We start from the raw sequence: 24,768 nt of genomic DNA on the forward strand, positions 1-24,768 counted from the left end.
TCCCTGTAACTCGGCGGTAGAAACAGCAATCATGCTGGGTCTCTGCGCGTCCGATAGCATAATCCCCATGCGTTGTATTATAATGATTAAGTGGTTTTTTATGGCTTAATCATGTCCCAATTTGAAGAAAATTGGGATGCACACGCTAAAACAGCTTTCCCTGCCCGGACGTACTCCAGCATTTCAACCGAAGTAACCGCAGACAGGGGGGTTCATGAAGTCATACCACCGCCGTCAGTCTTGCCTATTATTTCAGCTCTTTCTGTAGAAGAAAGCAAGACGTCAAACAAGTGCCTTTGCGCGCATCTGCTTGCGCCGCTCCAGATGCAGCAGAATGACAAAGACCATAAAGGTGAGAATGGCGGCACCATTGAAGACGGCAATGAAGGGCCGATATTCAAAATAGCGGTCAAAAACCGCATAGATCATGATCTCACCAACCGCAGCAATGAACCAGAGGATCGCCCCCCAGGGTGTGCGCATCCACAGGCCACAAGCCGCCACGGGTAAAAGCACGGCCAGCGCCACGCAGGCCGTTTGCCACATCCAGGGCATCAGGTCAAAACGCCACAGAAGCCCCGGGAAAATGCCGATCAGACGCACCCAGTAAAGCACGCCTTCACCAAGAACGAACAGCGCAAGAAGCCGCAGAAACAGGGTATATGCCCAGTCGAGATCACTGAAACGGTTGGTTTGGCTAAGCGCTATCTCCTGCATCAGAGGACCAGTTCCTTCTCACCCAAAGGAGCGAAATAGGCATTCACCTGATCTGCCGTCACCAAATCGAGATCGGAAGGCTGCCAGACCGGTGCGCCATCCTTGTCGATCAGTACTGCACGCACGCCTTCATAAAAATCATGTCCTTCCAGCATGCGGCAGGCAATACGGTATTCCATGCGCATCACATCATCGAGCTTGAGCAGGCGCGCCTCATTGATCTGACGGAAGGTGACGGCAAGACTGGTCGGCGAGCGCGTTGCAATCACCTTGAGGATGTCGGCTGCATCCTTGCTGCCGGCATTCATGGCCTGTTCAAGCGCACCGAGACAGGCGCTCAAGCTTGCTGCCTCAAAGCAGTCCGCAATGATCAGACGCGCTTCCGCCGATGTCTCATAATCCGGATATTGCAGATTGGTGAGTGCTGCCTCGACATCCCCCGTGGCAATCAGTTTTTCCCGCACCGCGTCAAGATCCTTTGCCAGAACCGCATGGGTGGCAATACCGCTTTGCAGGCAATCCCCCCAGCGAATGCGGTTGCCGGTAAGCGCCAGATAGAAGCCAAAATTATGCTTGAGATGCGGCAGGAAAGCTCCACCACCGACATCCGGGAAAAAGCCGATGCCGGTCTCCGGCATGGCAAACAGGGTGTTTTCGGTGACGATGCGGTGCGAGCCATGTACCGAAATGCCAGCACCACCGCCCATGACAATGCCGTTGAGAAACGAGACATAAGGCTTTGGGAAACGGCCAATACGCGCATTGAGCACATATTCGTCATGGAAGAAATCATAGGCAGGCGCGCCCTGTTGGCCGGCCTTGTAAGCAGCAACGACATCGCCACCGGCGCAGAATGCACGCCCCTCGCCTTCCACAATGACACAGGCAATCTCTGGATCCTGTTCCCATGTGCGCAAGGCGCGATCCAGCGCCTTGATCATGTCATGAGTCAATGCATTGAGCGCCGAAGTGCGGGTAAGACGCACCAGACCAGCCTTTCCCTGACGCTCGAAACGGATTTCGTCGTCGCCCCCAAAGTCAAACTGCATGTCATTTCTCCCTTCCATGCACAGGGGTAAAAATTGCGTGCCCCTTCGTCAATCCCACCAGATTGTCGATCTGCGTGATTATACTTGGTTTTGCCACTTTTCCGGTTATAAACCGACTCCGCATGGCAATCTGCCCATGCAAGGATATGTCAGATCAGGATAAGCCAATGAAAGACCGCCCGTCCCAGTTTTCGTCCGCAAGCGCCAGTGCGCATATTGACGAGGTTACCGGAGGGCGCCGGCTGCGGCGCTTGCGTCGCACCGACTGGTCGCGCCGGCTGGTTCTGGAAAACGAACTCTCAGTCAATGACCTGATCTGGACATTTTTCCTGACCACCGGCACCGGTGTTGCAGAGCCTGTCGAGGCCATGCCGGGCGTTGAACGCTATTCGGTCGATATGGCCGTACGCATGGCAGAAAAGGCCGCCAAACTCGGCATTCCGGCAATTGCCCCATTCCCGCGCGAGGATCCGGAAAAGAAGACGGAAGACGGTTCCTACATCACGGATCCGGACAATCTGATCAATCGCGCCGTGCGCGCCATCAAGAAGGAAGTGCCGGAAATCGGCATCATCACCGATGCCGCCCTCGACCCCTTCACCACCCATGGTCATGACGGCATCTTGCGCAATGGCGAGATCGTCAATGACGAATCGGTCGAGATGATCGTGCGTGGCGCCCTGTCCCAGGCCGAAGCCGGCGCGGATGTGATTGCACCTTCCGACATGATGGATGGCCGCATTGGCGCCATCCGCAAGGCGCTTGACGAAAATGGCTTCAACCATATTCCGATCATGTCCTATGCGGCCAAATTTGCATCAGCCTTTTATGGCCCTTATCGGGATGCGATCGGCACGCTTGGCCTATTGAAGGGCGACAAGAAAACCTATTATGTCGATCCGGCCAATTCCGAAGATGCGGTGCGCGAAGCTGAACAAGACATTGCCGAAGGGGCTGACATGCTGATGGTCAAGCCCGGCCTGCCCTATCTCGATATTGTCTACCGGCTGAAGGAAACCTTCCGGCTGCCGACCTTCGCCTATCAGGTCTCCGGCGAATATGCGATGATCAAGGCTGCCGCCCTGAATGGCTGGATTGACGAGGAAAAGGTGATGATGGAAAGCCTGCTTGCCTTCAAGCGCGCTGGCTGTGACGGGATCCTGACATATTTCGCCCTTGATGCGGCGCAGCGGCTTAAATAACTTTGACGGCACAAAACCGCTTTTTTTCCATGCTCTACTGATTTCCCTTGAATAGAAGGGATACCAGCCCCATTTTTACAAAACTGTTACAGGCAGTAGAACCTGATCGTCTGGGTTGCATGCGTTCTGATCAGCGCAGTTTTGCAGAAAGACCGGTCTGATACTGCACATATCGACTGGAAGGAATGATGTCCGACAATATTCTGCATGGAGAAATCATGACACCACAATATGACAGCCGTGCCTTTTATGAAGGTGTGCGCACCCGCCGTGTCATGGCCTTCCTGATTGATTATGTGATCGTCTTTTTGCTGTGCATTCCAGCGGCCGTCCTTATTGCATTTCTGGGCCTGCTGACATTTGGTCTGGGCTGGAGCCTTTATGCCATCATGTTTCCGCTGGTGGCACTGTTCTATGTCGCCCGTACGCTCGGCGGCGAGCAGCAGGCAACCAAAGGCATGCAGATGATGAATATCAAGCTGGTACGCCTTGATGGCGTCCGGATTGATCCGCTTGTCGCCGTGGCGCACACGGTACTGTTCTGGGGCCTCAATGTGATTCTGACACCGCTGATTCTTTTGGCCATGCTGGTGCTTGATCGCAAGCGCGGCGTGCATGACCTGTTGCTTGGCACCGTGATGATCCGCTCTGACCGCTGACAGGACCCGCGGTTTCGTCGATCAGGCCGGCTGTCCATAATGCCTATTGACCTTTTATGCAGCCGGTTCAATTGTTGCGTTATGATGATGGTGTGAAACCGCCTTTGTGGATGTTGAATGACCCATCAACCGCAACAGTCGCCGCAGTTCTTTCTGACGGCTCCGTCTCCCTGCCCCTATCTGGAAGGCCAGATGGAACGGAAGGTGTTTACGCATCTGATCGGTGACAAGGCCGCCGAGATCAATGATCTCCTGACCCAGGGTGGGTTCCGTCGCTCCCAGAATATCGCTTATCGTCCGGCCTGTGAAAATTGCCGTGCCTGCGTTTCCGTGCGCATTGTCGTGCAGGATTTCAAGATGACGCGCAATATGAAACGCGTCTGGCAGCACAATCGCGACCTGATCGGCCGTCCCCAGGGCGCCCATCCCAGCACCGAACAATATGCGCTGTTCCGCGACTATCTCGACGCCCGCCATCATGCCGGCGGCATGTCGGACATGACCGTGCTTGATTATGCCATGATGGTGGAAGACACCCATGTCGACACCAAAGTGATCGAATATCGCAAACGTGGGCCTGAAAGCTTCATGGATCCCAAGAACGATGGTGAACTGGTGGCTGCGGCCCTGACCGATGTCATGTCCGACGGCCTGTCCATGGTCTATTCGTTCTTCTCGCCGCACATGCCGGAACGCTCGCTTGGCACATTCATGATCCTTGACCATATTGAACGCGCACGTGCCGCCGGGCTGCCTTATGTCTATCTCGGCTATTGGGTCGAAGGCTCACGCAAGATGCGGTACAAGACCCGCTTCACGCCGCAGGAACATCTGACAGCCAATGGCTGGAAACGCTACGAAGGTTAAGACTTGCCCTCTCCCGCGCACATCAGATGCGCATCCCTTCTTTCATACGGCGGCACAATGTGATTGATAGGGCTGATCAATCATCAGGATTTCATGATGGAGTTGCGCCAGCTTCGATATTTTGTGACGGCCGTACAATGCGGCAGCCTTGGCAAGGCTGCGGCAGAGCTTGGCATGGCGACATCCGCGCTCAGCCAGCAGATCAGCCGTCTGGAAAGCGAACTGTCTGCCCGCCTTCTCGTGCGCGGCGCTTCTGGCGTGACGCCTACGGAAGCAGGCGAGGCTTTCTGCCGCCACGCCACTTTGGCGCTGCGCCATATTGATGCTGCCGTTGCTGCCGCGCAGGGTGCGCGCCTTTCCGGCGTTGTTTCGCTCGGCCTTGCACCGACAACCGCCTCCATTCTGGCGCTTCCTCTCATCAAGACCATGGAAAAGCGCTATCCCAATATCCGCCTGCAATTGGTGGAAGGCATGTCCGGCCATCTCGCAAGCATGCTCAAGACGCGCCAGATCGATCTTGCCGTCCTGTTCAATGCCGAAGCCGTCACACTGGCACGCGGCGAAGCAACACCCCTGCTTGACGAAAGTCTGTTCCTGATTGGCCGGCCAGCCGAACAGAAGGGCGAACAGCCCTGGCCTGAGATTGCCAAGGGCCCGATCAGCCTTGCTGCAACGACCGGTCTGCCGCTCATTCTGCCCAGCCGCGGCCATGGCCTGCGCAACACGCTGGATCGCGCCTATGCGGCGGTCAATATCGTGCCCAATATCGTCATGGAAATTGATTCCCTTGCCGTCATCATGGAAGCGGTCTCGGCCGGCATTGCCTATACGATCCAGCCGGGTGCGGCATTGGCACGCAGTTCGGTGACAAGGCTTGATGTCCATGCCATCACCGATGCGGGCGCACAGCGCACCAATCTTCTGGTCAGCCTGCCGGAACATGAACTGTCGCCGGCTGCTCTGGCGCTGAGAGCACAATTGCGCAAGACCGTGGCCCATCTCGTCAACAGCGGCCAATGGATCGGCACCACCCTTCACGATTCATGAAGAAGCATTAAGCAACTGATGATGGCTCGCGCGACACGACTTCCTTAAAGCTGCGCTGAAACTTTAAGGAGAACAAACGTGATCGACGTATTGGTCATCGGCGGCGGCAATGCGGCGCTTTGCGCGGCCTTGATGGCGCGTGAGGCTGGCGCATCCGTGCTTCTGGTTGAAGCAGCCCCAAAGGAATGGCGCGGCGGCAATTCCCAGCATACCCGCAATCTGCGCTGCATGCATGATGGGCCGCAGGACGTGCTGGTTGACTCCTATCCGGAAGAAGAATTCTGGCAGGATCTTCTGAAGGTGACAGGCGGCCAGACCAACGAGCATCTGGCCCGCCTGGTCATCCGCGCTTCATCCAGTTGCCGCGACTGGATGCGCAAGCATGGCGTGCGCTTCCAGCCACCCCTTTCCGGTGCATTGCATGTTGCCCGTACCAACGCCTTTTTCATGGGCGGCGGCAAGGCGCTGGTCAATGCCTATTACCGCAGCGCGGAAAAACTCGGTGTACAGATCCGCTACGAAACACCGATCAGCGAACTGGTGCTTGAAGACGGCAAGTTTATTGCCGCAAGGACAGAAAGCGGTGAGCTGATCCATGCGAAGGCCTGCGTGCTGGCTGCCGGCGGCTTTGAATCGAACCGCGAATGGCTGCGCGAGGCATGGGGGGTGAACGAACGCGGCGAATGGCCAGCCGACAATTTCCTTATTCGCGGCACCCGCTTCAATCAGGGCGTTCTGCTCAAATTCATGATGAAGGCGGGCGCCGACATCATCGGCGATCCGTCACAGGGGCACTGCGTGGCCATCGACGCCCGCGCACCGCTTTATGATGGTGGCATCTGCACCCGTATCGACTGTGTTTCGCTTGGCGTGGTCGTCAACCGCGATGGCGAACGCTTCTATGACGAAGGTGAGGATTTCTGGCCAAAGCGCTATGCCATCTGGGGACGCCTTGTTGCCCAGCAGCCGGGTCAGATCGGCTATTCGATCATCGACCGCAAGGTCGTTGGCCGTTTCATGCCACCGGTCTTCCCCGGCGTGAAAGCTGACAGCCTGCCGGAACTGGCTGAAAAGCTTGGGCTTCCGGTTGAAAACTTCATGCAAACGCTCAGCAGCTATAATGCAGCCGTGCGTCCGGGCACCTTCAATCACACCGTGCTTGATGATTGCAGAACGGAAGGCCTTACCCCACCCAAGACCCACTGGGCACAGACCATCGATACACCGCCCTTCTATGGCTATGCACTGCGTCCGGGCATCACCTTCACCTATCTCGGCCTGAAGGTGGATGAAACCGCAGCCGTCCGCTTCAACGACGTGCCAAGTCCCAATCTGTTCGTGGCTGGTGAAATGATGGCCGGCAACGTGCTCGGCAAAGGCTACACGGCTGGCGTTGGAATGAGCATCGGTACGGCCTTTGGCCGCATCGCCGGAACACGTGCGGCCGCAGCCGCACGCGGCGCAGAACAATCGAGGAGCGCTTGAAATGGCGGCAACCCAATCCCTCATGAGCCTCGCGCAAGAGGCCGAACGCGAACTGGAAGCCAATTCCGCTGAGGCTGATCGCATCCTGCACATCTGCAATGCCTGCCGCTATTGCGAAGGCTTCTGCGCAGTCTTCCCGGCCATGACGCGCCGTCTCGACTTCAATGTCGCAGACACGCATTACCTCGCCAATCTTTGCCACAACTGCTCGGCATGTCTTTATGCCTGCCAATATGCCCCGCCGCATGAATTCGGCGTCAATGTGCCAAAGACGTTGGCGAGCATCCGCCGCGACACCTATATCGAATATGCTTTCCCTAAATCCCTGGGCAAGCTTTACCGCCGCAATGGCCTGACGGTTGCCATGTCGGTGAGCCTTGGCCTTGCCGCCTTCCTGATCGCAACGATCATGGCCTCGGGCAGCCTGTTCGTGCCGGGCCTTGGCGCCAATTTCTATGCGGTCTTCCCGCATAATACGCTGGCGCTCGTCTTTGGCGTCGTGTTCTGCTTCGCCATTCTGGCCCTTGCCATCGGCGTCACCCGCTTCTGGCGCGAAATTTCAGAACCGGGCAAGCCGGTCTCCATCCCGGCAACCGTCGGTGAAACGGCGCAGAATGTGCTGACGCTGAAATATCTCGATGGCGGTCATGGTGATGGCTGCAACAATGAGGACGATGCCTTCACCCATCGTCGTCGCCTGTTCCATCATTTCACCTTCTATGGCTTCATGCTGTGCTTTGCCGCAACCTCTGTGGCAACGCTCTACCATTATCTCTGGGCCTATGAAGCGCCATATCCGATCTTCAGCCTGCCGGTCATTCTCGGAACACTTGGCGGCATCGGCCTTCTGGTTGGCCCGGCCGGCCTGTTCTGGCTCAATCTGCGCCGCAATCCGAAACAGATCGATGAACGTCAGAAGAGCATGGATCGTGGTTTCATCGCGCTCCTGTTCTTCATCAGCCTGACCGGCCTTGCCCTTCTGGGCTTGCGCGAAACGGCCGCCATGCCGCTATTGCTGGCGCTGCATCTTGGCTTCGTCATGGGCCTGTTCCTGACGCTGCCTTACGGCAAATTCGCTCACGGTATTTTCCGCACTGCCGCCTTGCTGAAATATGCCATTGAAAAGCGCCGCCCAAATCCGGTGCAGGCCGGCGGCGAATAAGCGATTATTCCGGCAAAGCCCCCGCCGGAATAATAACAAGAACAACAGCATGCGGCATTTTTTGAATCAGTTTCAAAACCGCTTGCCGTCAAAATCAAACCCCGCTGACATCAGCGGGGTTTAGTTTTGGGATATGCCCTTTCGAATGGCACGAGATGCTGTCAGAACTTGCCGGAGCGCGGAAATCCCTTCGGCACCAGACGGCCTGCCGAAGCACGCGCGCCCATCCATTCAATCAGCTCTTCCTTCTTGCGTGTAAAGGTGCGGTCTGCCGAATCCTGCCATGTCAGGCCATCCGCCATGAAGAAGGTGCGCACGTCGGAAACGCCACCATCCTTGTATTTCTGGAGACGCACGCCCTTGCCGCGTGTCATTTCCGGAATTTCCGACAGCGGGAAGATCAGCATCTTGCGGTTTTCGCCCACCACCGCGACATGATCGCCATTGACGCGCTGGCACAGCTTGGCCTCATCCGGCAGTTTGACATTCATCACCTGCTTGCCCTTGCGGGTATTGGCGACCGCCTCGCTTTCCGGAACGATGAAGCCATTGCCCTCATGCGAGACCAGCAGCAGCTTGGCTGATGGATCATGGACAAAGGCGGTCAGGATATCCTGATCATTGTCCATGTCGACCAGAATGCGGATCGGCTCACCATGCCCGCGACCGCCCGGCAGCGTATTGGCGGCAATGGTAAAGAATTTGCCGCCCGTGGTCAGGAACAGGATCTTGTCCGTTGTTTCGGCATGAAAGGCCAGTTTCAGCTTGTCACCTTCCTTGAAGGACAATGTCGAGAAGTCGGCCAGATGCCCCTTCATCGCGCGCAGCCAGCCCTTTTCCGACACGACAATCGTGACCGGCTCGCGTTCGATCATGGCTTGCTGGATTTCTTCAATGTCGTGGTTCGGCGCCTCGGCAAAGGTCGTGCGCCGCTTGCCAAGCCTGGTATTCGGCCCAAACTTGTCGCGCACGGCCTTGATTTCCGCGCTGATCTTTTTCCACTGGCGCGTGCCGGACGCAAGAAGCGCTTCAAGGTCGGATTTTTCGACAGTCAGCGCATCAAATTCCTTGCGGATCTCGAATTCCTCAAGCTTGCGCAACGAACGCAGGCGCATATTGAGGATCGATTCCGCCTGCATGTCGGTCAGGTTGAAGGCCTTCATCAATTCCTGTTTCGGCTCATCCTCCTCACGAATGATGCGGATGACCTCATCCAGATTGAGGTAGGCAATCAGGAAGCCGCCCAGAATTTCCAGCCGCTTGTTGATCTCCTCCAGCCGGAACTGCGAGCGGCGCACCAGCACTTCCTTGCGGTGATCAAGCCATTCGCGCAGCACGCCGGCAAGCGACAACACATTCGGCACCTTGCCATGCGACAGCACGTTCATGTTGAGCGAAATGCGGCTTTCAAGCTCGGTCAGCTTGAACAGCGATTCCATCAACAGCTCCGGATCAACCGTGCGGCTCTTCGGTTCAAGAACGATGCGGATGTCTTCTGCCGATTCATCGCGAATATCGTCGAGCAGCGGCAGCTTCTTGGCAATCAACAGTTCGGCGATCTTCTCGATCAGGCGCGACTTCTGCACCTGATAGGGAATTTCGGTTACCACAATGACCCAGGTGCCGCGATTGCCTTCTTCCTTGTGCCAGCGCGCGCGAGTGCGGAAAGCACCGCGCCCCGTGCGATAGGCCTCGACAATATTGGCATAGTCCTCAACCAGCACACCGCCAGTCGGAAAATCGGGGCCACGCACCTTGCATTTCAGCAAGGCCGACGGATCGGTCTCCGCTTCGCGCTTCAGCGCCTCCCACTCTTCCGGCGAGGTCAAAAGCTCTTCAACTGTCGCATCAGGATGGTTGATGAGATAAAGCGCGGACGAGCAGATCTCCGCCACATTATGCGGCGGAATATTGGTCGCCATGCCAACTGCAATGCCGGATGAGCCATTGGCAAGCAGGTTCGGGAAAGCGCCCGGCAAAACAACCGGCTCCTCGTCCTCCTCATTATAGGTCGGACGAAAATCGATCGCATTTTCATTGATGCCTTCCAGAAGCAGCATCGCCACTTCCGTCATGCGCGCTTCAGTATAGCGCATGGCGGCAGCATTATCGCCATCGATATTGCCGAAATTGCCCTGCCCATCGACAAGCGGATAGCGCACGGCAAAATCCTGCGCCAGACGCACCAAAGCATCATAGATCGACGCATCGCCATGCGGATGGAACTTACCCATCACATCACCGACAATACGCGCGCATTTTGCATAGGCCTGATCAGGATTAAGCCGCAAAAGCCGCATCGCATGCATGATGCGCCGATGCACGGGCTTCAGCCCGTCGCGCACATCCGGCAGCGCACGGTGCATGATCGTGGACAGAGCATATGAGAGATAACGCTCTTCAAGAGCGGATTTCAGATCAATCCGTTCAATATTATCTTCGCCATCGCCAGGCGGAATCAGACTTTTACCCATATCACCTAGTACCAATTGCGCGAATCATCAGCAAGTACGGATGAGAACCAATCCAGTACATTCGCCGCAATTACACCGCCTTTTCCAGTCAATTAGGCAGCCCAATCTGGCTTATCCCCGGTTCTATGATGCGAATCAAAGTCAGTTTGAAAAATCGCCGTTTCGTTTTACAACTTGTTTTCAAAATGGATAATTCGGGAGCCCTATATGCAAAATCCTTATACTGTTCTGCCAACCGTTCGCCTTCTGGCAACCGGAACGGCTATATCGCTCCTCCTTGGCACCGCAGCCTTCGCCGCTGACGCCAATGCCGTGGCAGAACGCCTCAAGGCTGTGGTTGCCCGGCAGGGAGCCAGCATTGAGTTTACCGGGGTCAGGGCAGACGGCATGGACATCATACTTGAGGGCACGTCCTATGCCTTGGCATCCGAGCCTGACAGCAAGATCTCGGTCGGCAACATCACGCTGCAAAACGTCCAGGATACGCCAGACGGTGGTTATCTGGTCCAGCATGTCACTGTTCCGGATTTCACCATCAGGACGACCACCACAATCTCCATTGCGGCGGATGATGCTGACAATGATGAGGAAGCCTCCGATCAGGCAGACAAGGTGGTAAAGGAAGATGTAACCATCCGCCTTTCCGGCATGAGCCTAGACAATTATCGTATTCCTTCGGAAAAGCCTGCCAACCCTGTCGATAAATTCATTGCGGCTGATCGCGTGCATATCGATGAAATCAATGCAAGCGGCACAACTGGCAATGTCATCGCCTATAAGGGGCTGAATCTGACCGTGGATTCCTCCAACAAGCCGGAGAAGATCAGCTACGAATGGGGCATCGACTCGATCACGGTCAATGTGCCGAAAAATGGCAGTGCGGCGTTTGAGCCTCTCGGTATCGACAAGTTTGAAGCATCCCTGAACTCAAAAGGCAGCTGGTCGCCCATGTCGGGTGAACTGACAGTCGATCAGCTTGAACTGGACGCCCGGAAGATTGGCAAGCTCAATCTCTCCCTGAGCATGGGCGGCTACGACCTTGCATTCATTGATGCCGTTGAAAAAACGCAGAAGGCGATTGCTGAAACCAAGGAGCAGGATGACTCGGCCGCCGGCCTTGCCTTTCTGTCGCTGATCCAACAGCTCAGCATAAAGAACATGTCCATCCGCTTTGACAATGACGACATGGTACAGAAACTGCTGGCCTATTTCGCCAAGCAACAGGGCACTGATCCCGCCATGCTGAGCAACCAGATCAAGGCCATGGCTCCGATGATTGCCGCCCAGCTCAACGATCCCGAGCTGACGCAGAAACTGTCGAATGCCGTCAACAAGTTCATGAGCGATCCGAAATCCTTCACCATCAGCGCAACGCCGGATAATCCCGTGACCTTTGCCACGATCGTCGCAACGGCCTCCGTTGATCCGACAAGAATCGTCCAGCTGCTGAAAGTCGGCGTGGAAGCCAATAACTGATCAGAATCAGATTATAAAAAAACCCGGCCAAGGCCGGGTTTTTTCAGCCTTTTTAAAATTCTCAGCTCTTCTGAACCGGTGCCAGACGGATATGCAGATCGCGCAGCTGCGCCGGCGTGACTTCCGACGGCGCACCCATCAGCAGATCAAGCGCCTGCTGGTTCATCGGGAACAGCGAGATCTCGCGCAGGTTCTTAGCCCCCACCAACAGCATGATCACGCGGTCAATGCCGACAGCCATGCCGCCATGCGGTGGTGCACCATACTGGAAGGCGCGGTAGAGCCCGCCGAAACGTTCTTCCACATCCTTCTGGCTGAGACCGACCTTTTCGAAGGCCTTGACCATGACTTCCGGCAGCTGGTTACGGATCGAGCCTGAGGCGATTTCAAAGCCATTGCAGACCATGTCGTACTGATATGCCTTGATTTCGAGCGGATCCATGGTTTCCAGCGCCTCCAGACCGCCCTGCGGCATGGAGAACGGATTATGCGCGAAGTCGAGCTTCTTGTTGTCCTCGTCCCATTCATAGAACGGGAAGTCTATGATCCAGGCCAGTTCGAAACGGTCACGGTCAACGAGGTTGAGCTCCTCGCCGGCGCGCGTACGGGCTTCACCTGCAAATTTGTAGAATTTGGACGGCAGACCAGCAACGAAGAAGCAGGCATCGCCATCATCCAGACCAAGCTGCTGACGGATGGCTTCAGTGCGTTCCTCGCCAATATTCTTGGCAATCGGGCCAGCGCCTTCCAGCTTGTCGCCTTCCTTGCGCCAGAAGATATAGCCGAGACCCGGCTGGCCTTCGCTCTGCGCCCATGAATTCATGCGATCGCAGAAGGCGCGACTGCCGCCAGTCCTGGCCGGAATTGCCCAGACCTCGACCTTCGGGTCATTGGCGATCATGTTGGCAAAGACCTTGAAGCCGGAACCGGCAAAATGTCCGGTCACTTCCTCCATCACGATCGGATTGCGCAGGTCAGGCTTGTCCGAGCCATATTTGCGGATGGCTTCGTCATAAGGAATGCGCGGGAACTTTTGCGTTACCGGCTTGCCATCGGCGAATTCCTCGAAAATGCCACGAATGACCGGCTCCATCGTTTCCCAGATCTCTTCCTGGGTCACAAAGCTCATTTCAAGGTCGAGCTGGTAGAATTCGCCCGGCAGACGGTCGGCACGTGGATCCTCATCGCGGAAACACGGCGCAATCTGGAAATAGCGGTCGAAACCGGCCACCATCAGAAGCTGCTTGTACTGCTGCGGCGCCTGCGGCAACGCATAGAACTTGCCCGGATGGATACGGCTTGGCACGAGGAAGTCGCGCGCGCCTTCCGGCGAGGAAGCCGTCAGGATCGGCGTGGTGAATTCATTGAAGCCGATCTCGGTCATGCTGCGACGCATCGCGGCAATGATCTTGGTGCGGCTCATGATGTTCTTGTGCAGCGTTTCGCGACGCAGATCAAGGAAACGATATTTCAGACGAATATCTTCCGGATAGTCCGGTTCACCGAAGACTGGCAGCGGCAATTCCTTGGCCGCAGAAAGCACTTCGATCTCGGTGGCGAAGATTTCGATCTCGCCAGTCGCCAGATTCGGATTGATGGCTTCCTCGGCGCGGGCCTTCACTTCACCATCGACGCGAATGACCCATTCGCCACGAACGGTTTCGGCAACCTTGAAAGCTGGCGAATCAGGATCGGCGACAATCTGCGTGATGCCATAATGGTCACGAAGGTCGATAAACAGAATGCCGCCATGGTCACGGACGCGGTGAACCCAGCCTGACAGTCGGACATTCGAACCCACATCCGCCTTGCGAAGGGCTGCGCAGGTATGGCTGCGGTAACGGTGCATGATTTCTGCCTTTTGGAATAGGATAAGTCAGTGCAGCAAGAGACTGCAAATTCTGGCGGAAAAGCGCATTTTGACCGGCTTTTGTCAAGTCTGCATTCCTTCTCCGGGCCTTCGGATTAACGTGCACATACACGCATTGCGGAAAAAAGTGCGATTTTCGCTTGTGCTTCGCGCGATTTGGCTCATTCTCGCACGCAAATTCAACCGAGACAAATCCGGCTTCATTGTCTAAACAGATCGTCATGCAACTCATTACTACGACACAGGCCCTTGAAGAGGCCGTATCCGCTCTGACCAGGTCCGATTTCGTGACGGTCGACACCGAATTCATTCGGGAAACGACGTTCTGGCCGGAATTATGTCTGATCCAGATGGCCTCACCCGACCAGACCGCGCTGGTTGATGCGCTGGCGCCGGGGCTTGATCTTGCGCCCTTCTTCCGGCTCATGGCCGATGAAAGAATCGTGAAGGTGTTCCACGCTGCGCGTCAGGACATTGAGATCATCTTTCATCTCGGAAACCTCATCCCCGCGCCGGTCTTCGACACACAGGTCGCCGCCATGGTCTGCGGCTTTGGCGATTCCATTTCCTACGACCAGCTGGTGCAGAGAGTAACCGGCAAGCATATTGACAAATCCTCACGCTTTACCGACTGGCGCCATCGTCCGCTGTCAGAAAAACAGCTCGATTATGCTCTGGCCGATGTCACCTATCTGCGCGACATCTATCTCCATCTGAAGAGTGCGCTTGAAAGGGAAGGCCGCGCCGACTGGGTAAAAGAGGAAATGGCCGTTCTGTGCGCCCGGGAAACCTATGACATGCATCCGGATGATGCATGGCGCCGGGTCAAGGCGCGGGTGAAGAAGCCGATTGAGCTGGCCATTGTGCAAAGTGTTGCCGCATGGCGCGAGCGCGCCGCACGGGAACGCAATGTGCCGCGCGGCCGTATCCTGAAAGATGATACCATCGCCGAAATTGCCCAACAGCAGCCGCGCACATCGGAAGCGCTGGGACGACTGCGCTCCATTCCAAAAGGCTGGGAGCGCTCGTCACAGGCCGCCGGGCTGATCGAGGCCATACAGGCAGCCATTGCCCTGCCGAAGGAGGAACTGCCGCGCCTGCCCAAGCAGCCACAATCGGCAGAAGGCAGTGCTGCAGCAGCCGATCTTCTGAAAGTGCTGCTGAAACTCGTTACCGAAGAGCATGGCGTTGCCGCCAAGGTCGTCGCCAGTTCCGATGACATTGAAAAGATTGCCAGTGAAGGCGAAAAGGCCAATGTCCCGGCCCTGCATGGCTGGCGGCGTGAGTTGTTCGGTCAGAAGGCGCTTGACCTGATTGATGGCAAGATCGCTCTCCGCTTTGAAAACCGCCGCATTCGCGTCGTGCCGCTTGACTGAACATAGAGCAATTCAGATTGACGAATACGCTGATGCGCAGTTCCGGACGGAAAACCGGTTCCCACTTTTCCTGGAACTGCTTGATTGTTTGTCGCAGTTCCAGGCGGAAAACCGGTTCCCACTTTTCCTGGAACTGCTAGCGGCGCTGACCGGTGCTGCGCCCCACACCTGCTTATGCCCCTTCCCGCTCCTCGCTGATGGCAAAGCGAATATCGCGACCTGTCACCTTGGCAAGCTGCTGCAGGCGTCCTTCCGGACGGTCTGAGATCAGATCCGCCAGATCGCCTGGCACGACCAGTTCCAGCACATCGCCATTTTGCCGCCAGACGAGCCGCGGAATGACGCCTGGCATGGAGGCCGACAAGAGATAGACCACACGCAACAGCGCGCCCAGCAGCTTGGCGCGCTCGCGCAGGCGCTGCGGCACCAGCTTCATGATTTCCGGTGCAATATCGTCGTCCACCAGACCTTCGTGGCGGTAATAATTGGCCAGAGCCATATAGCAGCGGCCCGGATGATCAATGCCGCTGAACGAGCCATGCGCAATGATGTTCAGTGCCTGCGAGCCACGATAATCCGGATGCGCACGCCAGCTTATATCCGCCATCAGGCAGGCTGCCTGCCGGTAGCGCGTCTCATCCTCGCTTTCTTCCATCCCGAGAGCCTGGAGCGACAAGGTCGTCCAGACAGCCAGTTCCCGTGCATGGCGCGGCGAACGCGAGCGCAGCACCGCCAATTCCTCTGCCGAAGACAACAGCGGATCAAGCCGCTGTTCGCTCGCAGGCAACAGCGAATAAAGATAGCCTTCACGCACGCCAAGCGCCGAAAAGACGATTTTTGACGGCTTCATGCGCTTGATCGTCTCAAGCAGGACAGTTGCGCCATAGGCAAGAAGCTGGCGGCGGTTTTTCGAGATGGAATCAATCCCGCGCAGCGCATCGAGATTGCCCTTGGCGACACGCTTCAGAAAGCTGATCGCCTCTCCTGTCTCGATCTCATAGCCATGCATGACATGCAGTGGGTAGTTCTTCTGTGTCATGTGCAGCTTGGCAAGATTGCGCCATGTGCCGCCAACTGCATAGAATATCTGCCCCTCATGGGCCTGCAGCAGTGCAGCGCGTGCAAGCTCCTTGCGCGCAATCCTGGCAGCCTCGGACAATTTCTCATTCGCCATATCCTGCAGCCGCAGGCCGCCAAGCGGCAATGTGATCCCCTCGCCTATGTCATGATCATCAACGGCGACCAGTTCGAGACTGCCGCCGCCAAGGTCGCCTGCCACCCCTTTGGGCTTGTAAAAACCGGAAATGATGCCAAGCGCGGAATAATAGGCTTCCTGCTTGCCGGACAAGACTTCAATATGACGGCCTAGAATGGCTTCCGCCTGCGCAATGAAGTCCGGGCCGTTCTTTGCCTCGCGCGCGGCAGCCGTAGCCAGCGCATGAATGGAAATGGCGTCGGCCTGCTCGGCCAGGGCCCGGAAACGTTTCAACGCCCGCAAGGCCGCTTCCACGGATTTTTCATTGAGACGTCCGGTCTTGGCCAGTCCCTTGCCAAGCCCGCACAGGATCTTTTCATTGAACAGCACGGTGGGTGAACGCACGATGCCTTCATATATGACAAGGCGAACCGAGTTCGAGCCAATATCGATGACGGCAACGGGTTTGAGGCCCTTCAGGCGACCTTGCGCGATTGCTGGACTCATGCGGTGGTGTTTCTTTCCGCCTGTACGCGCTTGCGATGCGCGATAAGATGAGGAGCTGACGACTTCAGCGACTTGCCGCGACCAGAAAGACTTGGATTGGTCATGAAATATTCCTGCGCGTTGAAAGCTTCCTCTTCGTCTGCCTTTTCTATCCGGCGAGAGGTACCATCCGCAAGTAGCTGATAGCTCTGCTGGTTATCAAGTATGTTGGCAAACATGATCTGCGACAGTACCTGCTGGTGCACCGTTTCATTGGTGATGGGCACCAGTGTTTCGACACGTCGGTCGAGATTGCGCGGCATCATGTCCGCCGAGCCGATATAGACAATGGCATTGGGCGACGGCAGATCATACCCGTTGCCGAAGCAGAAAATGCGGCTGTGTTCAAGGAAACGGCCGACTATCGACTTGGCTCGGATATTGTCGGACAGGCCCGGAACACCCGGACGCAGGCAGCAAATGCCGCGCACCACCAACTCGATCTGCACCCCCGCCTGACTTGCCGTATAAAGCGCGTCAATAATCTGTGGATCAACCAGCGCGTTCATCTTCATCCAGATCGCCGCCGGTTTTCCGGCGCGTGCATTGGCAATCTCATCCTCAATATGCTTGAGAATGCGCTGGCGCAGTGAAATCGGCGAAATAGCGACTTTCATCTCATCCGTTGGCTGGGCATAGCTGGTGATGAAATTGAAAACATTGCCAACATCGCGCGAAATATCCGGATCCGTGGTGAAGAAGGACAGATCCGTATAGATGCGCGCCGTGATCGGATGGTAATTGCCAGTGCCAAGATGCACATAGGAGCGCAATTTCTGGTCTTCGCGCCGCACCACGAGCGACATCTTGGCATGGGTCTTCCATTCAAAGAAGCCGAAAACTACCTGCACGCCAGCCCGTTCCAGATCGCGCGCCCAGCGTATATTGGCTTCTTCGTCAAAGCGCGCCTTCAGCTCGACCAGCGCCGTGACGGATTTTCCTGCCTCTGCCGCATCCACCAGCGCGCGTACGATCGGGCTGTCATTGGACGTGCGGTAAAGCGTCTGCTTGATCGCCAGCACATCCGGATCGGCCGCCGCCTGCCGCAGAAACTGCACCACGACATCAAACGACTCATAAGGATGATGAACGACGAGATCCTTCTCGCGAATGGCAGCAAAACAGTCGCCGCCATGTTCGCGGATGCGTTCCGGAAAACGCGGATTATAGGGAACGAATTTCAGATCATCGCGCGGGATCGCGACGATTTCTGAAATCATGTTCAGCGCAAGCAGGCCATCAAGCACGCTGATCCGGTTTTCCGCAACGCCCAGTTCGCTTGCCACGAAGCTGCGCAAGGCAGGCGGCATGTCGCGGTCAAATTCAATGCGGATCACCTGACCACGCCTGCGGCGTTTCAGTGCCGTTTCAAACAGACGCACGAGATCTTCCGCTTCTTCCTCCACTTCAATATCGCTGTCGCGAATGATGCGGAAAGTACCTGCACCACGTACCTCATAGCCGGGAAACAGGCGGCCGATAAAGAGGCTTACCGCATCCTCGATGGTAATGAAGCGATAAATATTGCTCTGCTCGTTGGGCAGCTGGATGAAGCGCTTGAGCGCGGTCGGAATGCGCAACAGCGCAGTCATCGGGTGATTGTCGAGACGGCGCACAAGCTGCAGGCCGATAGTGAAGCCTAGATTGGGAATGAACGGGAAGGGATGGGCCGGATCAATGGAAAGCGGCGTCAGAACCGGAAAGATCGTATCGAGAAAATGGTTTTCGAGCCAGCATTTCTCGGCCTTCGACAGGGAAGATGGCCGCACGATCTCGATATTTTCCTGTTCAAGTTCCTTGCGCAAGGCGCGCAGCCTGTCCTGCTGTTCTGCCTGCAGGCGCTCCACTTCTTCCAGGACAAATTCAAGCTGCTCCTGCGGCGTGCGACCGTCGGCACTGCGCATGGCCACACCGGCGCGCACCTGCCCTGCCAGACCGGCAACGCGCACCATGAAAAATTCATCGAGATTCGTTGCCGAGATCGACAGGAAACGCAGCCGTTCCAGCAGCGGCTGACGCGGATTGGCTGCCTCATAAAGGACACGGCGATTGAATTGCAGCCAGGAAAATTCGCGGTTTACAAACCGTTCCGGGCTTTCCATCAGGGAAATGACTGTTCCCGTCTGCATCGCATCAGCTGGCGCGCCTTGCGATATTTTGGCTGCAAAATTGTCGGATCTTTGCGTCGCATTTTGCGTCATGGTCTGCACTCACTGCCACAGCACTGTTTTTGTTCACTTTTTAAGGCAAGCCCCGTTTCAGCTCATGCCAGTTTCCCACCCAGACTATGGTTCTTCCATGACAGTTTGACAGCAATTCACTTGCATTGTCTTCAGAATTGATGAAAACGCTTCCGGAAACAAGACTTTCGCGCTAAATCCTTTCGGGAATATAGCGCCTTCATTCACAAGAGCCGGAGCCTGTCATGTCCGATCACATCATTCCGCATTTCCAGAACGACGCTGGTCATAACAGCATCGAAATTGGCGTGAAGGAATTCATGTGCGTTGGCGCCAACCCGCCTTTCGATCATCCGCATATCTATCTCGACATGGGCGATGATCATGAGATCGTCTGCCCCTATTGCTCGACGCATTACCGTTACAATGCCGCGCTGCATGCAGATGAAACGCAGCCAGCCGGCTGCACCTATGACATTTCGGCCGAACAGGCTGCCTGAAACTGGGACGGTGTTGCGCCGCTGATCATATGACCAGTTCCCGTCATGGGCAAATTCTGATTTCCGGTGCCGGCGTTGCAGGTTTAAGCGCGGCACTTGAGTTGTCTGCACGTGGCTGGAAGGTGCTGATTGTCGAAAAGGCAGCCAAACTCACCGAAGTTGGCGCCGGTCTGCAGCTTGCTCCCAATGCGATGCGGCATTTGCAGCGTCTCGGCGTGGCAAACCATCTGGCGCCCAATGCTGTCACGCCTGACACGCTTTATCTGGTGGATGGCCGCAGCGCCCGCCCGTTGCTTGCCATGGAGCTAGGGCAAAAGGCCGAACAAAGATGGCAGAATCCTTACTGGGTCTGCCACCGTGCAGATCTGCAGGCCGCCCTGCTTGAAACCTGCCGCGAACACGCAAACATCACCATCGCCCTGAACGCCACGGTCAGCACCAGGTCGGTGAATGGTGCAACGATCCATTGCGTGATCGAGCGCGATGGCAAACTGCAATCGCTTGATGTCGATTATCACCTTGCCTGCGACGGCGTCTGGTCGCAGGCGCGCGCGGAAGCGCGTCTCGACGGTGCGGAATTTTCCGGCCATATTGCCTGGCGCACGACGCTCGCAACAGACAGTCTGCCCGATTCCTTTGCCAGCGCACTTGCGCAAAAAACCGCCGTATCCGCCTGGCTTGGACCGAATTCCCATTTCATCGCCTATCCGGTGAAGGCAGGCAAAAGCTTCAATTTCGTCGCAATCACCAAGGGTGAGAATCCGGGCAAGCTATGGTCGCGCAGCGGAGACAGCACAAGGCTTCGGAAGCATTTCGCACAATGGTCGCAGCCAGTGCGCGATATTCTGGCGGCAACGGAAAACTGGACATACTGGCCTCTGTTCCAGATGCCAAAGGCGCAATTTGTTGGCGCTGATCGAACCATCTTTCTCGGAGACGCCTCGCATGCCGTCACCCCATTTGCCGCACAAGGGGCAGCCATGGCGATTGAGGATGCCGCTGCCCTTGCCGCGGCCCTCGACATGCCGGACAGATCCGCCGGCTTGCGTAAATTCGATACCGTTCGCAAGGCCCGCCTTGCCACCGTCGCCAAACGGGGGCAGATGAACCGCTTTGCCTATCATGCAACCGGCATTTTCGCGCTTGGCCGCAACCTGCTCTTTGCCGCCCGCAGCGCAGATGCCTTCCTTGCCGATCTAGACTGGCTCTATGAGTATGATGCCGCAGGCGCCATTGCGGCCTGATTGCGGGATTTCGATCATTCCCCTGAAGGCCGCACAGGAATGATACATGCCGGATTCGGATCGCTTGAGCCTTCCTGGAAGCGACCCGGCATTCGCAGCCCAATCCCCCGCTGGTATCGGATGACATGCTTCCTGGATTGATCAGCTGTCTGCCAGGACCGATCCCTGGCCTTGAGATGACAGGCCCAGGTCCTGAAAGGACGGCATGTTTCTTTCAGAGACGGTGTCCCGGAAGGCCAAAACAAAACACCCGCCAGCGACTGACGGGTGTTCAGCACAAACCGAAACGGTACCGTTAATGCAGGATCTGGCTCAGGAAGAGCTTGGTACGCTCATGCTGCGGATTGTCGAAGAATTCCTCAGGCGAGTTCTGCTCAACAATCTGCCCCTGATCCATGAAGATCACGCGGTTTGCAACCTGACGGGCAAAGCCCATTTCGTGCGTGACGCAGATCATGGTCATGCCTTCGGCAGCAAGACTTACCATCGTATCCAGCACTTCCTTGACCATTTCCGGATCAAGCGCTGAGGTCGGCTCGTCAAACAGCATCACCTTAGGGTTCATGCAGAGTGCGCGGGCAATCGCCACGCGTTGCTGCTGACCACCAGAAAGCTGACCCGGATATTTATGCGCCTGTTCCGGGATCTTGACGCGTTCGAGGAAGTGCATCGCCACCTCTTCCGCCTGTTTCCTTGGCATCTTGCGCACCCAGATCGGCGCCAGCGTGCAGTTTTCCAGAATGGTCAGATGCGGGAAGAGATTGAAGTGCTGGAACACCATGCCGACTTCGCGGCGCACTTCGTCAATCTTCTTCAGATCACTGGTCAGCTCTGTTCCATCAACAATGATCTTGCCCTTCTGGTGTTCTTCCAGACGGTTGATGCAGCGGATCATGGTCGACTTGCCCGAACCCGACGGACCTGCCACGACAATGCGCTCACCGCGCATGACTTTCAGGTTGATGTCCCGCAGAACATGGAAATCACCATACCACTTGTGCATGTTGATGATTTCGATAGCGACGTCGGTCTTCGAGACCTGCATCTTCGAGCGGTCAACTTCGACATCTGATTGTGGAAGGGTGCTTGGCTGTGCACTCATCTCCAGAATTCCCTTCATTTATCGTTTGTGACCCGTGTCGAGCCGACGTTCTACAAATATAGAATATCGTGACATGGAAAAACAGAAAATCCAGAAAACAAAACCGGCAAAAACCAATCCTGTCGCTGGTGTTTGTGGCGATGCCCAATTTGAATCTGCGAAGTTCTGTCGAACAATACCCAACAGATCGAACATGCCGATGATATAGACAAGGCTTGTATCCTTGAACAGGCTGATAAAGCTGTTCACAATGCCCGGAATGACGAGTTTGAGCGCCTGCGGCAGGATGATCAGTCCCATTTTCTGCCAATAGCTCAGCCCCAATGCGTCAGCTCCTTCATACTGGCCGCGCGGAATGGCCTGCAGACCACCACGGATGGTTTCGGCCATATAGGCTGAGGCAAACAGGGCCACACCAATCAGGGCACGCAACAGCTTGTCAAAGGTGATGCCTGGCGGCAGGAACAAAGGCAGCATGACGCTTGCCATGAACAGGACCGTCACCAGCGGCACACCGCGAATGGTCTCGATGAAGATCACCGACAGCGCCTTGATGACCGGCAGATGCGAACGGCGCCCGAGCGCCAGCAGGATGCCAAGCGGCAGTGACATGGTAATGCCGACAAAGGACAGAACAAGCGTCACCAACAGCCCGCCCCACAATGGGGTTTCCACATAGGGAAGCCCGAACCAGCCGCCGACCAGCAGGAAAAAGGCCACGACCGGGAAGACACAGAAGAACAGAATCGCGTTAAACACCTTGTGCTTGATGCGCGGGATCAGAAGCGGCACGAGCAGGATCACGAACAACAGGGCCGTGACATCGACACGCCAACGCTGATCAATTGGGTAGCGTCCATAAATGAACTGTCCCAGCTTGGCATTGACAAAAGCCCAGCAGGCGCCCGACCAGCCATCCGGCTGGATACCGCCCTGCGCAATGGTCGAGCAGACAGCACGGTTTTCTCCCGTCCACACGGCATTGATGAACAGCCATTGAATGACTGGCGGCAGGAACCATGCCACCAGCAGCAGACCAAAAATGGTGAGCATGCTGTTGAGCGGCGAGGAGAAAAGATTTGTTCTCAGCCAATGCGCCATGCCATGAACCGAGCGTGGCGGTGCTTCCGGTGCAACCATATGGCTGCGAACGTAATGGATATCTGTATTTGCCATGCTCATCTCTCCACCAAAGCCATCTTGGCGTTGAACCAGTTCATGAAAGCGGAGGTAATCAGGCTGATGCCGAGATAGATCGTCATCCAGATCGCCACGATTTCCACTGACTGGCCTGTCTGATTGAGAATTGTGCCGCCAACAGCCACCAGATCCGGATAGCCGATGGCAATAGCAAGCGATGAGTTCTTGATCAGGTTGAGATACTGGCTTGAAAGCGGCGGAATGATAATGCGCAGGGCCTGCGGAATGATGATGAGCCGCATGGTCGGCCCCGAGCGCAGGCCCAAGGCATAGGACGCCTCAGTCTGTCCCTTGTTGACCCCCATGATGCCCGCACGCACGATTTCGGCAATGAAGGCGGCGGTATAGAAGGACAAGGCCAGAAACAGGGCCAGAAATTCCGGCTTGATCTGCACACCGCCCGTCAGATTGAAGGCACCCAGCTTCGGATATTCGAATGAGACCGGGAAATCTGTCACGATGAAGGCGAGCAATGGCAAGCCGACAATCAGCCCGACTGCCGCGCGCGCAGTATGAAACTGCCTGCCTGTGGCCATCTGGCGATTATACGCCCAGCGTGCAATGACAATGCTTGCCACAATGCCGGCAATCAAGGCTGCCAGGACAAGGATTGCCCCCTCTCCCCAAACGGGGGCAGGCAGAAAGAAGCCGCGATTGTTGAGATAGCTGCCAAACGGCAGCGACAGGCTGGCACGCGCCTGCGGCAGCACCGACAGAACGCCGAAATACCAGAAGAAAATGACCAGCAATGGCGGGATGTTGCGGAAAATCTCGACATAGATCGTGCATAATTTCTGGATGAGCCAGTTGCGCGACAAACGACCAATGCCAACGAGAAATCCGACTATGGACGCCGTCACCACGCCCAGCGCCGAGACATAGAGCGTATTGAGCAGCCCCACCAGAAGCGCCCGCGCATAGGTTGAATCGCTGGTATAGGGAATCAGGGTCTGGCTGATGTCAAAACCAGCACGACCGCGCAGAAAACCAAAGCCCGAAGCGATATGCGCACGCTGCAGATTGGCAACTGTATTGCCCACAATCCAATAAACCAGCGCGACAATGGCCACAAAAACCAATAGCTGGTAGACGATTCCGCGCACCCGCGGATCATAGAGCAACGGGATACCTCCAGCCTGGTTTTCGCTCATTGAAGAATTGGATGCCATATATTCACCGTGTCTTGTGCCCAGTCACCAATTGCCACCATCACCTGCCGATCAGGCCGAAGCGGAGCACAATGCAATCGTAACTATCGACACGTCGAGGTTGCGTTTGAAACAGGTCAGACGCCAATGTCATCAGGCAAAGGCCCATCACACAGACCATTGTGCCCCATACGACAGACAGGATCCGGTCATGGAAAGAGATCCGGTTATGGGCCTATGTCTTACGGTTGCGAACAGCCGCACGGATG

The 24,768-nt window shown here is 56.3% G+C and carries 19 protein-coding genes; 10 read left to right on the forward strand and 9 right to left on the reverse strand.

What is annotated here, in order from left to right; all coding sequences use genetic code 11:
• Nucleotides 1–282: 282 nt before the first annotated feature.
• Complete coding sequence (locus tag ACFO1V_RS08880) at nt 283–717, reverse strand: DUF6163 family protein (protein WP_374829302.1); 435 nt, start codon at nt 715–717, stop codon at nt 283–285.
• Nucleotides 717–1,766 (reverse strand): enoyl-CoA hydratase/isomerase family protein, encoded by a 1,050-nt coding sequence (locus ACFO1V_RS08885; RefSeq protein ID WP_374829300.1) that lies wholly within the window; start codon nt 1,764–1,766, stop codon nt 717–719. Before ACFO1V_RS08885 ends, ACFO1V_RS08880 begins: the two co-directional genes overlap by 1 nt.
• A gap of 167 nt (nt 1,767–1,933) precedes the next feature.
• On the opposite strand from ACFO1V_RS08885, the gene hemB reads away from it, so the two are divergent.
• From hemB to tcuB, 6 genes are all read left to right on the forward strand, one after another.
• Nucleotides 1,934–2,968, forward strand: coding sequence for a porphobilinogen synthase (hemB, locus tag ACFO1V_RS08890; RefSeq protein ID WP_374829298.1), 1,035 nt, complete (start codon nt 1,934–1,936; stop codon nt 2,966–2,968).
• Nucleotides 2,969–3,156: 188 nt separating this feature from the next.
• Entirely contained in the window at nt 3,157–3,627 is a 471-nt protein-coding gene (locus tag ACFO1V_RS08895; RefSeq protein WP_374829296.1) for an RDD family protein, read from the forward strand.
• Between the two features lie 117 nt (nt 3,628–3,744).
• Nucleotides 3,745–4,494 carry an arginyltransferase gene (locus tag ACFO1V_RS08900; RefSeq protein ID WP_374829294.1) on the forward strand — a complete coding sequence of 250 codons (750 nt, stop codon included), beginning with the start codon at nt 3,745–3,747 and terminating at the stop codon, nt 4,492–4,494.
• Between the two features lie 93 nt (nt 4,495–4,587).
• Nucleotides 4,588–5,541, forward strand: coding sequence for a LysR family transcriptional regulator (locus tag ACFO1V_RS08905; protein ID WP_374829292.1), 954 nt, complete (start codon nt 4,588–4,590; stop codon nt 5,539–5,541).
• 78 nt (nt 5,542–5,619) lie between these two features.
• Entirely contained in the window at nt 5,620–7,026 is a 1,407-nt protein-coding gene (gene tcuA, locus ACFO1V_RS08910; RefSeq protein WP_374829290.1) for an FAD-dependent tricarballylate dehydrogenase TcuA, read from the forward strand.
• A 22-nt stretch (nt 7,027–7,048) separates the two neighbouring features.
• Nucleotides 7,049–8,188 carry a tricarballylate utilization 4Fe-4S protein TcuB gene (gene tcuB, locus ACFO1V_RS08915; protein WP_374829662.1) on the forward strand — a complete coding sequence of 380 codons (1,140 nt, stop codon included), beginning with the start codon at nt 7,049–7,051 and terminating at the stop codon, nt 8,186–8,188.
• A gap of 161 nt (nt 8,189–8,349) precedes the next feature.
• On the opposite strand, the gene ACFO1V_RS08920 is transcribed toward tcuB, so the two are convergent.
• Nucleotides 8,350–10,662, reverse strand: a complete 2,313-nt coding sequence (locus ACFO1V_RS08920; protein WP_374829288.1) for a DNA topoisomerase IV subunit A — start codon at nt 10,660–10,662, stop codon at nt 8,350–8,352.
• Between the two features lie 207 nt (nt 10,663–10,869).
• Between ACFO1V_RS08920 and ACFO1V_RS08925 the strand changes: the two genes are divergently transcribed.
• A complete protein-coding gene (locus ACFO1V_RS08925; RefSeq protein ID WP_374829286.1) occupies nt 10,870–12,138 on the forward strand; it encodes a hypothetical protein in 1,269 nt (422 codons plus the stop codon).
• Nucleotides 12,139–12,199: 61 nt separating this feature from the next.
• Here ACFO1V_RS08925 and aspS read toward each other — a convergent pair whose 3' ends face one another.
• Complete coding sequence (aspS, locus tag ACFO1V_RS08930; protein WP_374829284.1) at nt 12,200–13,987, reverse strand: aspartate--tRNA ligase; 1,788 nt, start codon at nt 13,985–13,987, stop codon at nt 12,200–12,202.
• A 242-nt stretch (nt 13,988–14,229) separates the two neighbouring features.
• Between aspS and rnd the strand changes: the two genes are divergently transcribed.
• Nucleotides 14,230–15,384: a ribonuclease D gene (rnd, locus tag ACFO1V_RS08935; protein ID WP_374829282.1), complete on the forward strand. Its 1,155-nt coding sequence runs from the start codon at nt 14,230–14,232 to the stop codon at nt 15,382–15,384.
• 172 nt (nt 15,385–15,556) lie between these two features.
• On the opposite strand, the gene ppx is transcribed toward rnd, so the two are convergent.
• Nucleotides 15,557–17,086: an exopolyphosphatase gene (ppx, locus tag ACFO1V_RS08940; protein WP_374829280.1), complete on the reverse strand. Its 1,530-nt coding sequence runs from the start codon at nt 17,084–17,086 to the stop codon at nt 15,557–15,559.
• Nucleotides 17,083–19,254: an RNA degradosome polyphosphate kinase gene (locus tag ACFO1V_RS08945; RefSeq protein ID WP_374829278.1), complete on the reverse strand. Its 2,172-nt coding sequence runs from the start codon at nt 19,252–19,254 to the stop codon at nt 17,083–17,085. Before ACFO1V_RS08945 ends, ppx begins: the two co-directional genes overlap by 4 nt.
• Before the next feature lie 296 nt (nt 19,255–19,550).
• Between ACFO1V_RS08945 and ACFO1V_RS08950 the strand changes: the two genes are divergently transcribed.
• Both ACFO1V_RS08950 and ACFO1V_RS08955 read left to right on the forward strand, forming a co-directional pair.
• Nucleotides 19,551–19,805, forward strand: a complete 255-nt coding sequence (locus ACFO1V_RS08950) for a zinc-finger domain-containing protein (RefSeq protein ID WP_374829276.1) — start codon at nt 19,551–19,553, stop codon at nt 19,803–19,805.
• Nucleotides 19,806–19,834: 29 nt separating this feature from the next.
• Nucleotides 19,835–21,049: an FAD-binding protein gene (locus tag ACFO1V_RS08955; protein WP_374829274.1), complete on the forward strand. Its 1,215-nt coding sequence runs from the start codon at nt 19,835–19,837 to the stop codon at nt 21,047–21,049.
• A gap of 295 nt (nt 21,050–21,344) precedes the next feature.
• On the opposite strand, the gene ACFO1V_RS08960 is transcribed toward ACFO1V_RS08955, so the two are convergent.
• Genes ACFO1V_RS08960 through ACFO1V_RS08970 form a run of 3 tightly spaced genes read right to left on the reverse strand, consistent with a single transcriptional unit; the run spans nt 21,345 to nt 24,520 of the window.
• Entirely contained in the window at nt 21,345–22,151 is an 807-nt protein-coding gene (locus ACFO1V_RS08960; protein WP_374829272.1) for an amino acid ABC transporter ATP-binding protein, read from the reverse strand.
• Nucleotides 22,152–22,169: 18 nt separating this feature from the next.
• Nucleotides 22,170–23,327: an amino acid ABC transporter permease gene (locus tag ACFO1V_RS08965; RefSeq protein WP_374829270.1), complete on the reverse strand. Its 1,158-nt coding sequence runs from the start codon at nt 23,325–23,327 to the stop codon at nt 22,170–22,172.
• Nucleotides 23,328–23,329: 2 nt separating this feature from the next.
• Nucleotides 23,330–24,520 (reverse strand): amino acid ABC transporter permease, encoded by a 1,191-nt coding sequence (locus ACFO1V_RS08970; protein WP_374829268.1) that lies wholly within the window; start codon nt 24,518–24,520, stop codon nt 23,330–23,332.
• Nucleotides 24,521–24,768 lie beyond the last annotated feature (248 nt).

Source organism: Daeguia caeni (assembly GCF_042653845.1).
GTDB classification, from domain to species: domain Bacteria; phylum Pseudomonadota; class Alphaproteobacteria; order Rhizobiales; family Rhizobiaceae; genus Brucella; species Brucella caeni.

What these genes read in the sequence shown, in the direction of transcription:
- rnd (WP_374829282.1), top strand. Translation starts at nt 14,230, where the DNA reads ATGCAACTCATTACTACGACACAGGCCCTTGAAGAGGCCGTATCCGCT.
- ACFO1V_RS08945 (WP_374829278.1), bottom strand. Translation starts at nt 19,254, where the DNA reads ATGCAGACGGGAACAGTCATTTCCCTGATGGAAAGCCCGGAACGGTTT.
- ACFO1V_RS08925 (WP_374829286.1), top strand. Translation starts at nt 10,870, where the DNA reads ATGCAAAATCCTTATACTGTTCTGCCAACCGTTCGCCTTCTGGCAACC.
- ppx (WP_374829280.1), bottom strand. Translation starts at nt 17,086, where the DNA reads ATGAGTCCAGCAATCGCGCAAGGTCGCCTGAAGGGCCTCAAACCCGTT.
- ACFO1V_RS08885 (WP_374829300.1), bottom strand. Translation starts at nt 1,766, where the DNA reads ATGCAGTTTGACTTTGGGGGCGACGACGAAATCCGTTTCGAGCGTCAG.
- tcuB (WP_374829662.1), top strand. Translation starts at nt 7,049, where the DNA reads ATGAGCCTCGCGCAAGAGGCCGAACGCGAACTGGAAGCCAATTCCGCT.
- ACFO1V_RS08905 (WP_374829292.1), top strand. Translation starts at nt 4,588, where the DNA reads ATGATGGAGTTGCGCCAGCTTCGATATTTTGTGACGGCCGTACAATGC.
- ACFO1V_RS08880 (WP_374829302.1), bottom strand. Translation starts at nt 717, where the DNA reads ATGCAGGAGATAGCGCTTAGCCAAACCAACCGTTTCAGTGATCTCGAC.
- ACFO1V_RS08960 (WP_374829272.1), bottom strand. Translation starts at nt 22,151, where the DNA reads ATGAGTGCACAGCCAAGCACCCTTCCACAATCAGATGTCGAAGTTGAC.
- hemB (WP_374829298.1), top strand. Translation starts at nt 1,934, where the DNA reads ATGAAAGACCGCCCGTCCCAGTTTTCGTCCGCAAGCGCCAGTGCGCAT.
- ACFO1V_RS08900 (WP_374829294.1), top strand. Translation starts at nt 3,745, where the DNA reads ATGACCCATCAACCGCAACAGTCGCCGCAGTTCTTTCTGACGGCTCCG.
- ACFO1V_RS08895 (WP_374829296.1), top strand. Translation starts at nt 3,157, where the DNA reads ATGTCCGACAATATTCTGCATGGAGAAATCATGACACCACAATATGAC.
- ACFO1V_RS08950 (WP_374829276.1), top strand. Translation starts at nt 19,551, where the DNA reads ATGTCCGATCACATCATTCCGCATTTCCAGAACGACGCTGGTCATAAC.
- ACFO1V_RS08920 (WP_374829288.1), bottom strand. Translation starts at nt 10,662, where the DNA reads ATGGGTAAAAGTCTGATTCCGCCTGGCGATGGCGAAGATAATATTGAA.
- ACFO1V_RS08970 (WP_374829268.1), bottom strand. Translation starts at nt 24,520, where the DNA reads ATGGCATCCAATTCTTCAATGAGCGAAAACCAGGCTGGAGGTATCCCG.
- ACFO1V_RS08965 (WP_374829270.1), bottom strand. Translation starts at nt 23,327, where the DNA reads ATGGCAAATACAGATATCCATTACGTTCGCAGCCATATGGTTGCACCG.
- aspS (WP_374829284.1), bottom strand. Translation starts at nt 13,987, where the DNA reads ATGCACCGTTACCGCAGCCATACCTGCGCAGCCCTTCGCAAGGCGGAT.
- ACFO1V_RS08955 (WP_374829274.1), top strand. Translation starts at nt 19,835, where the DNA reads ATGACCAGTTCCCGTCATGGGCAAATTCTGATTTCCGGTGCCGGCGTT.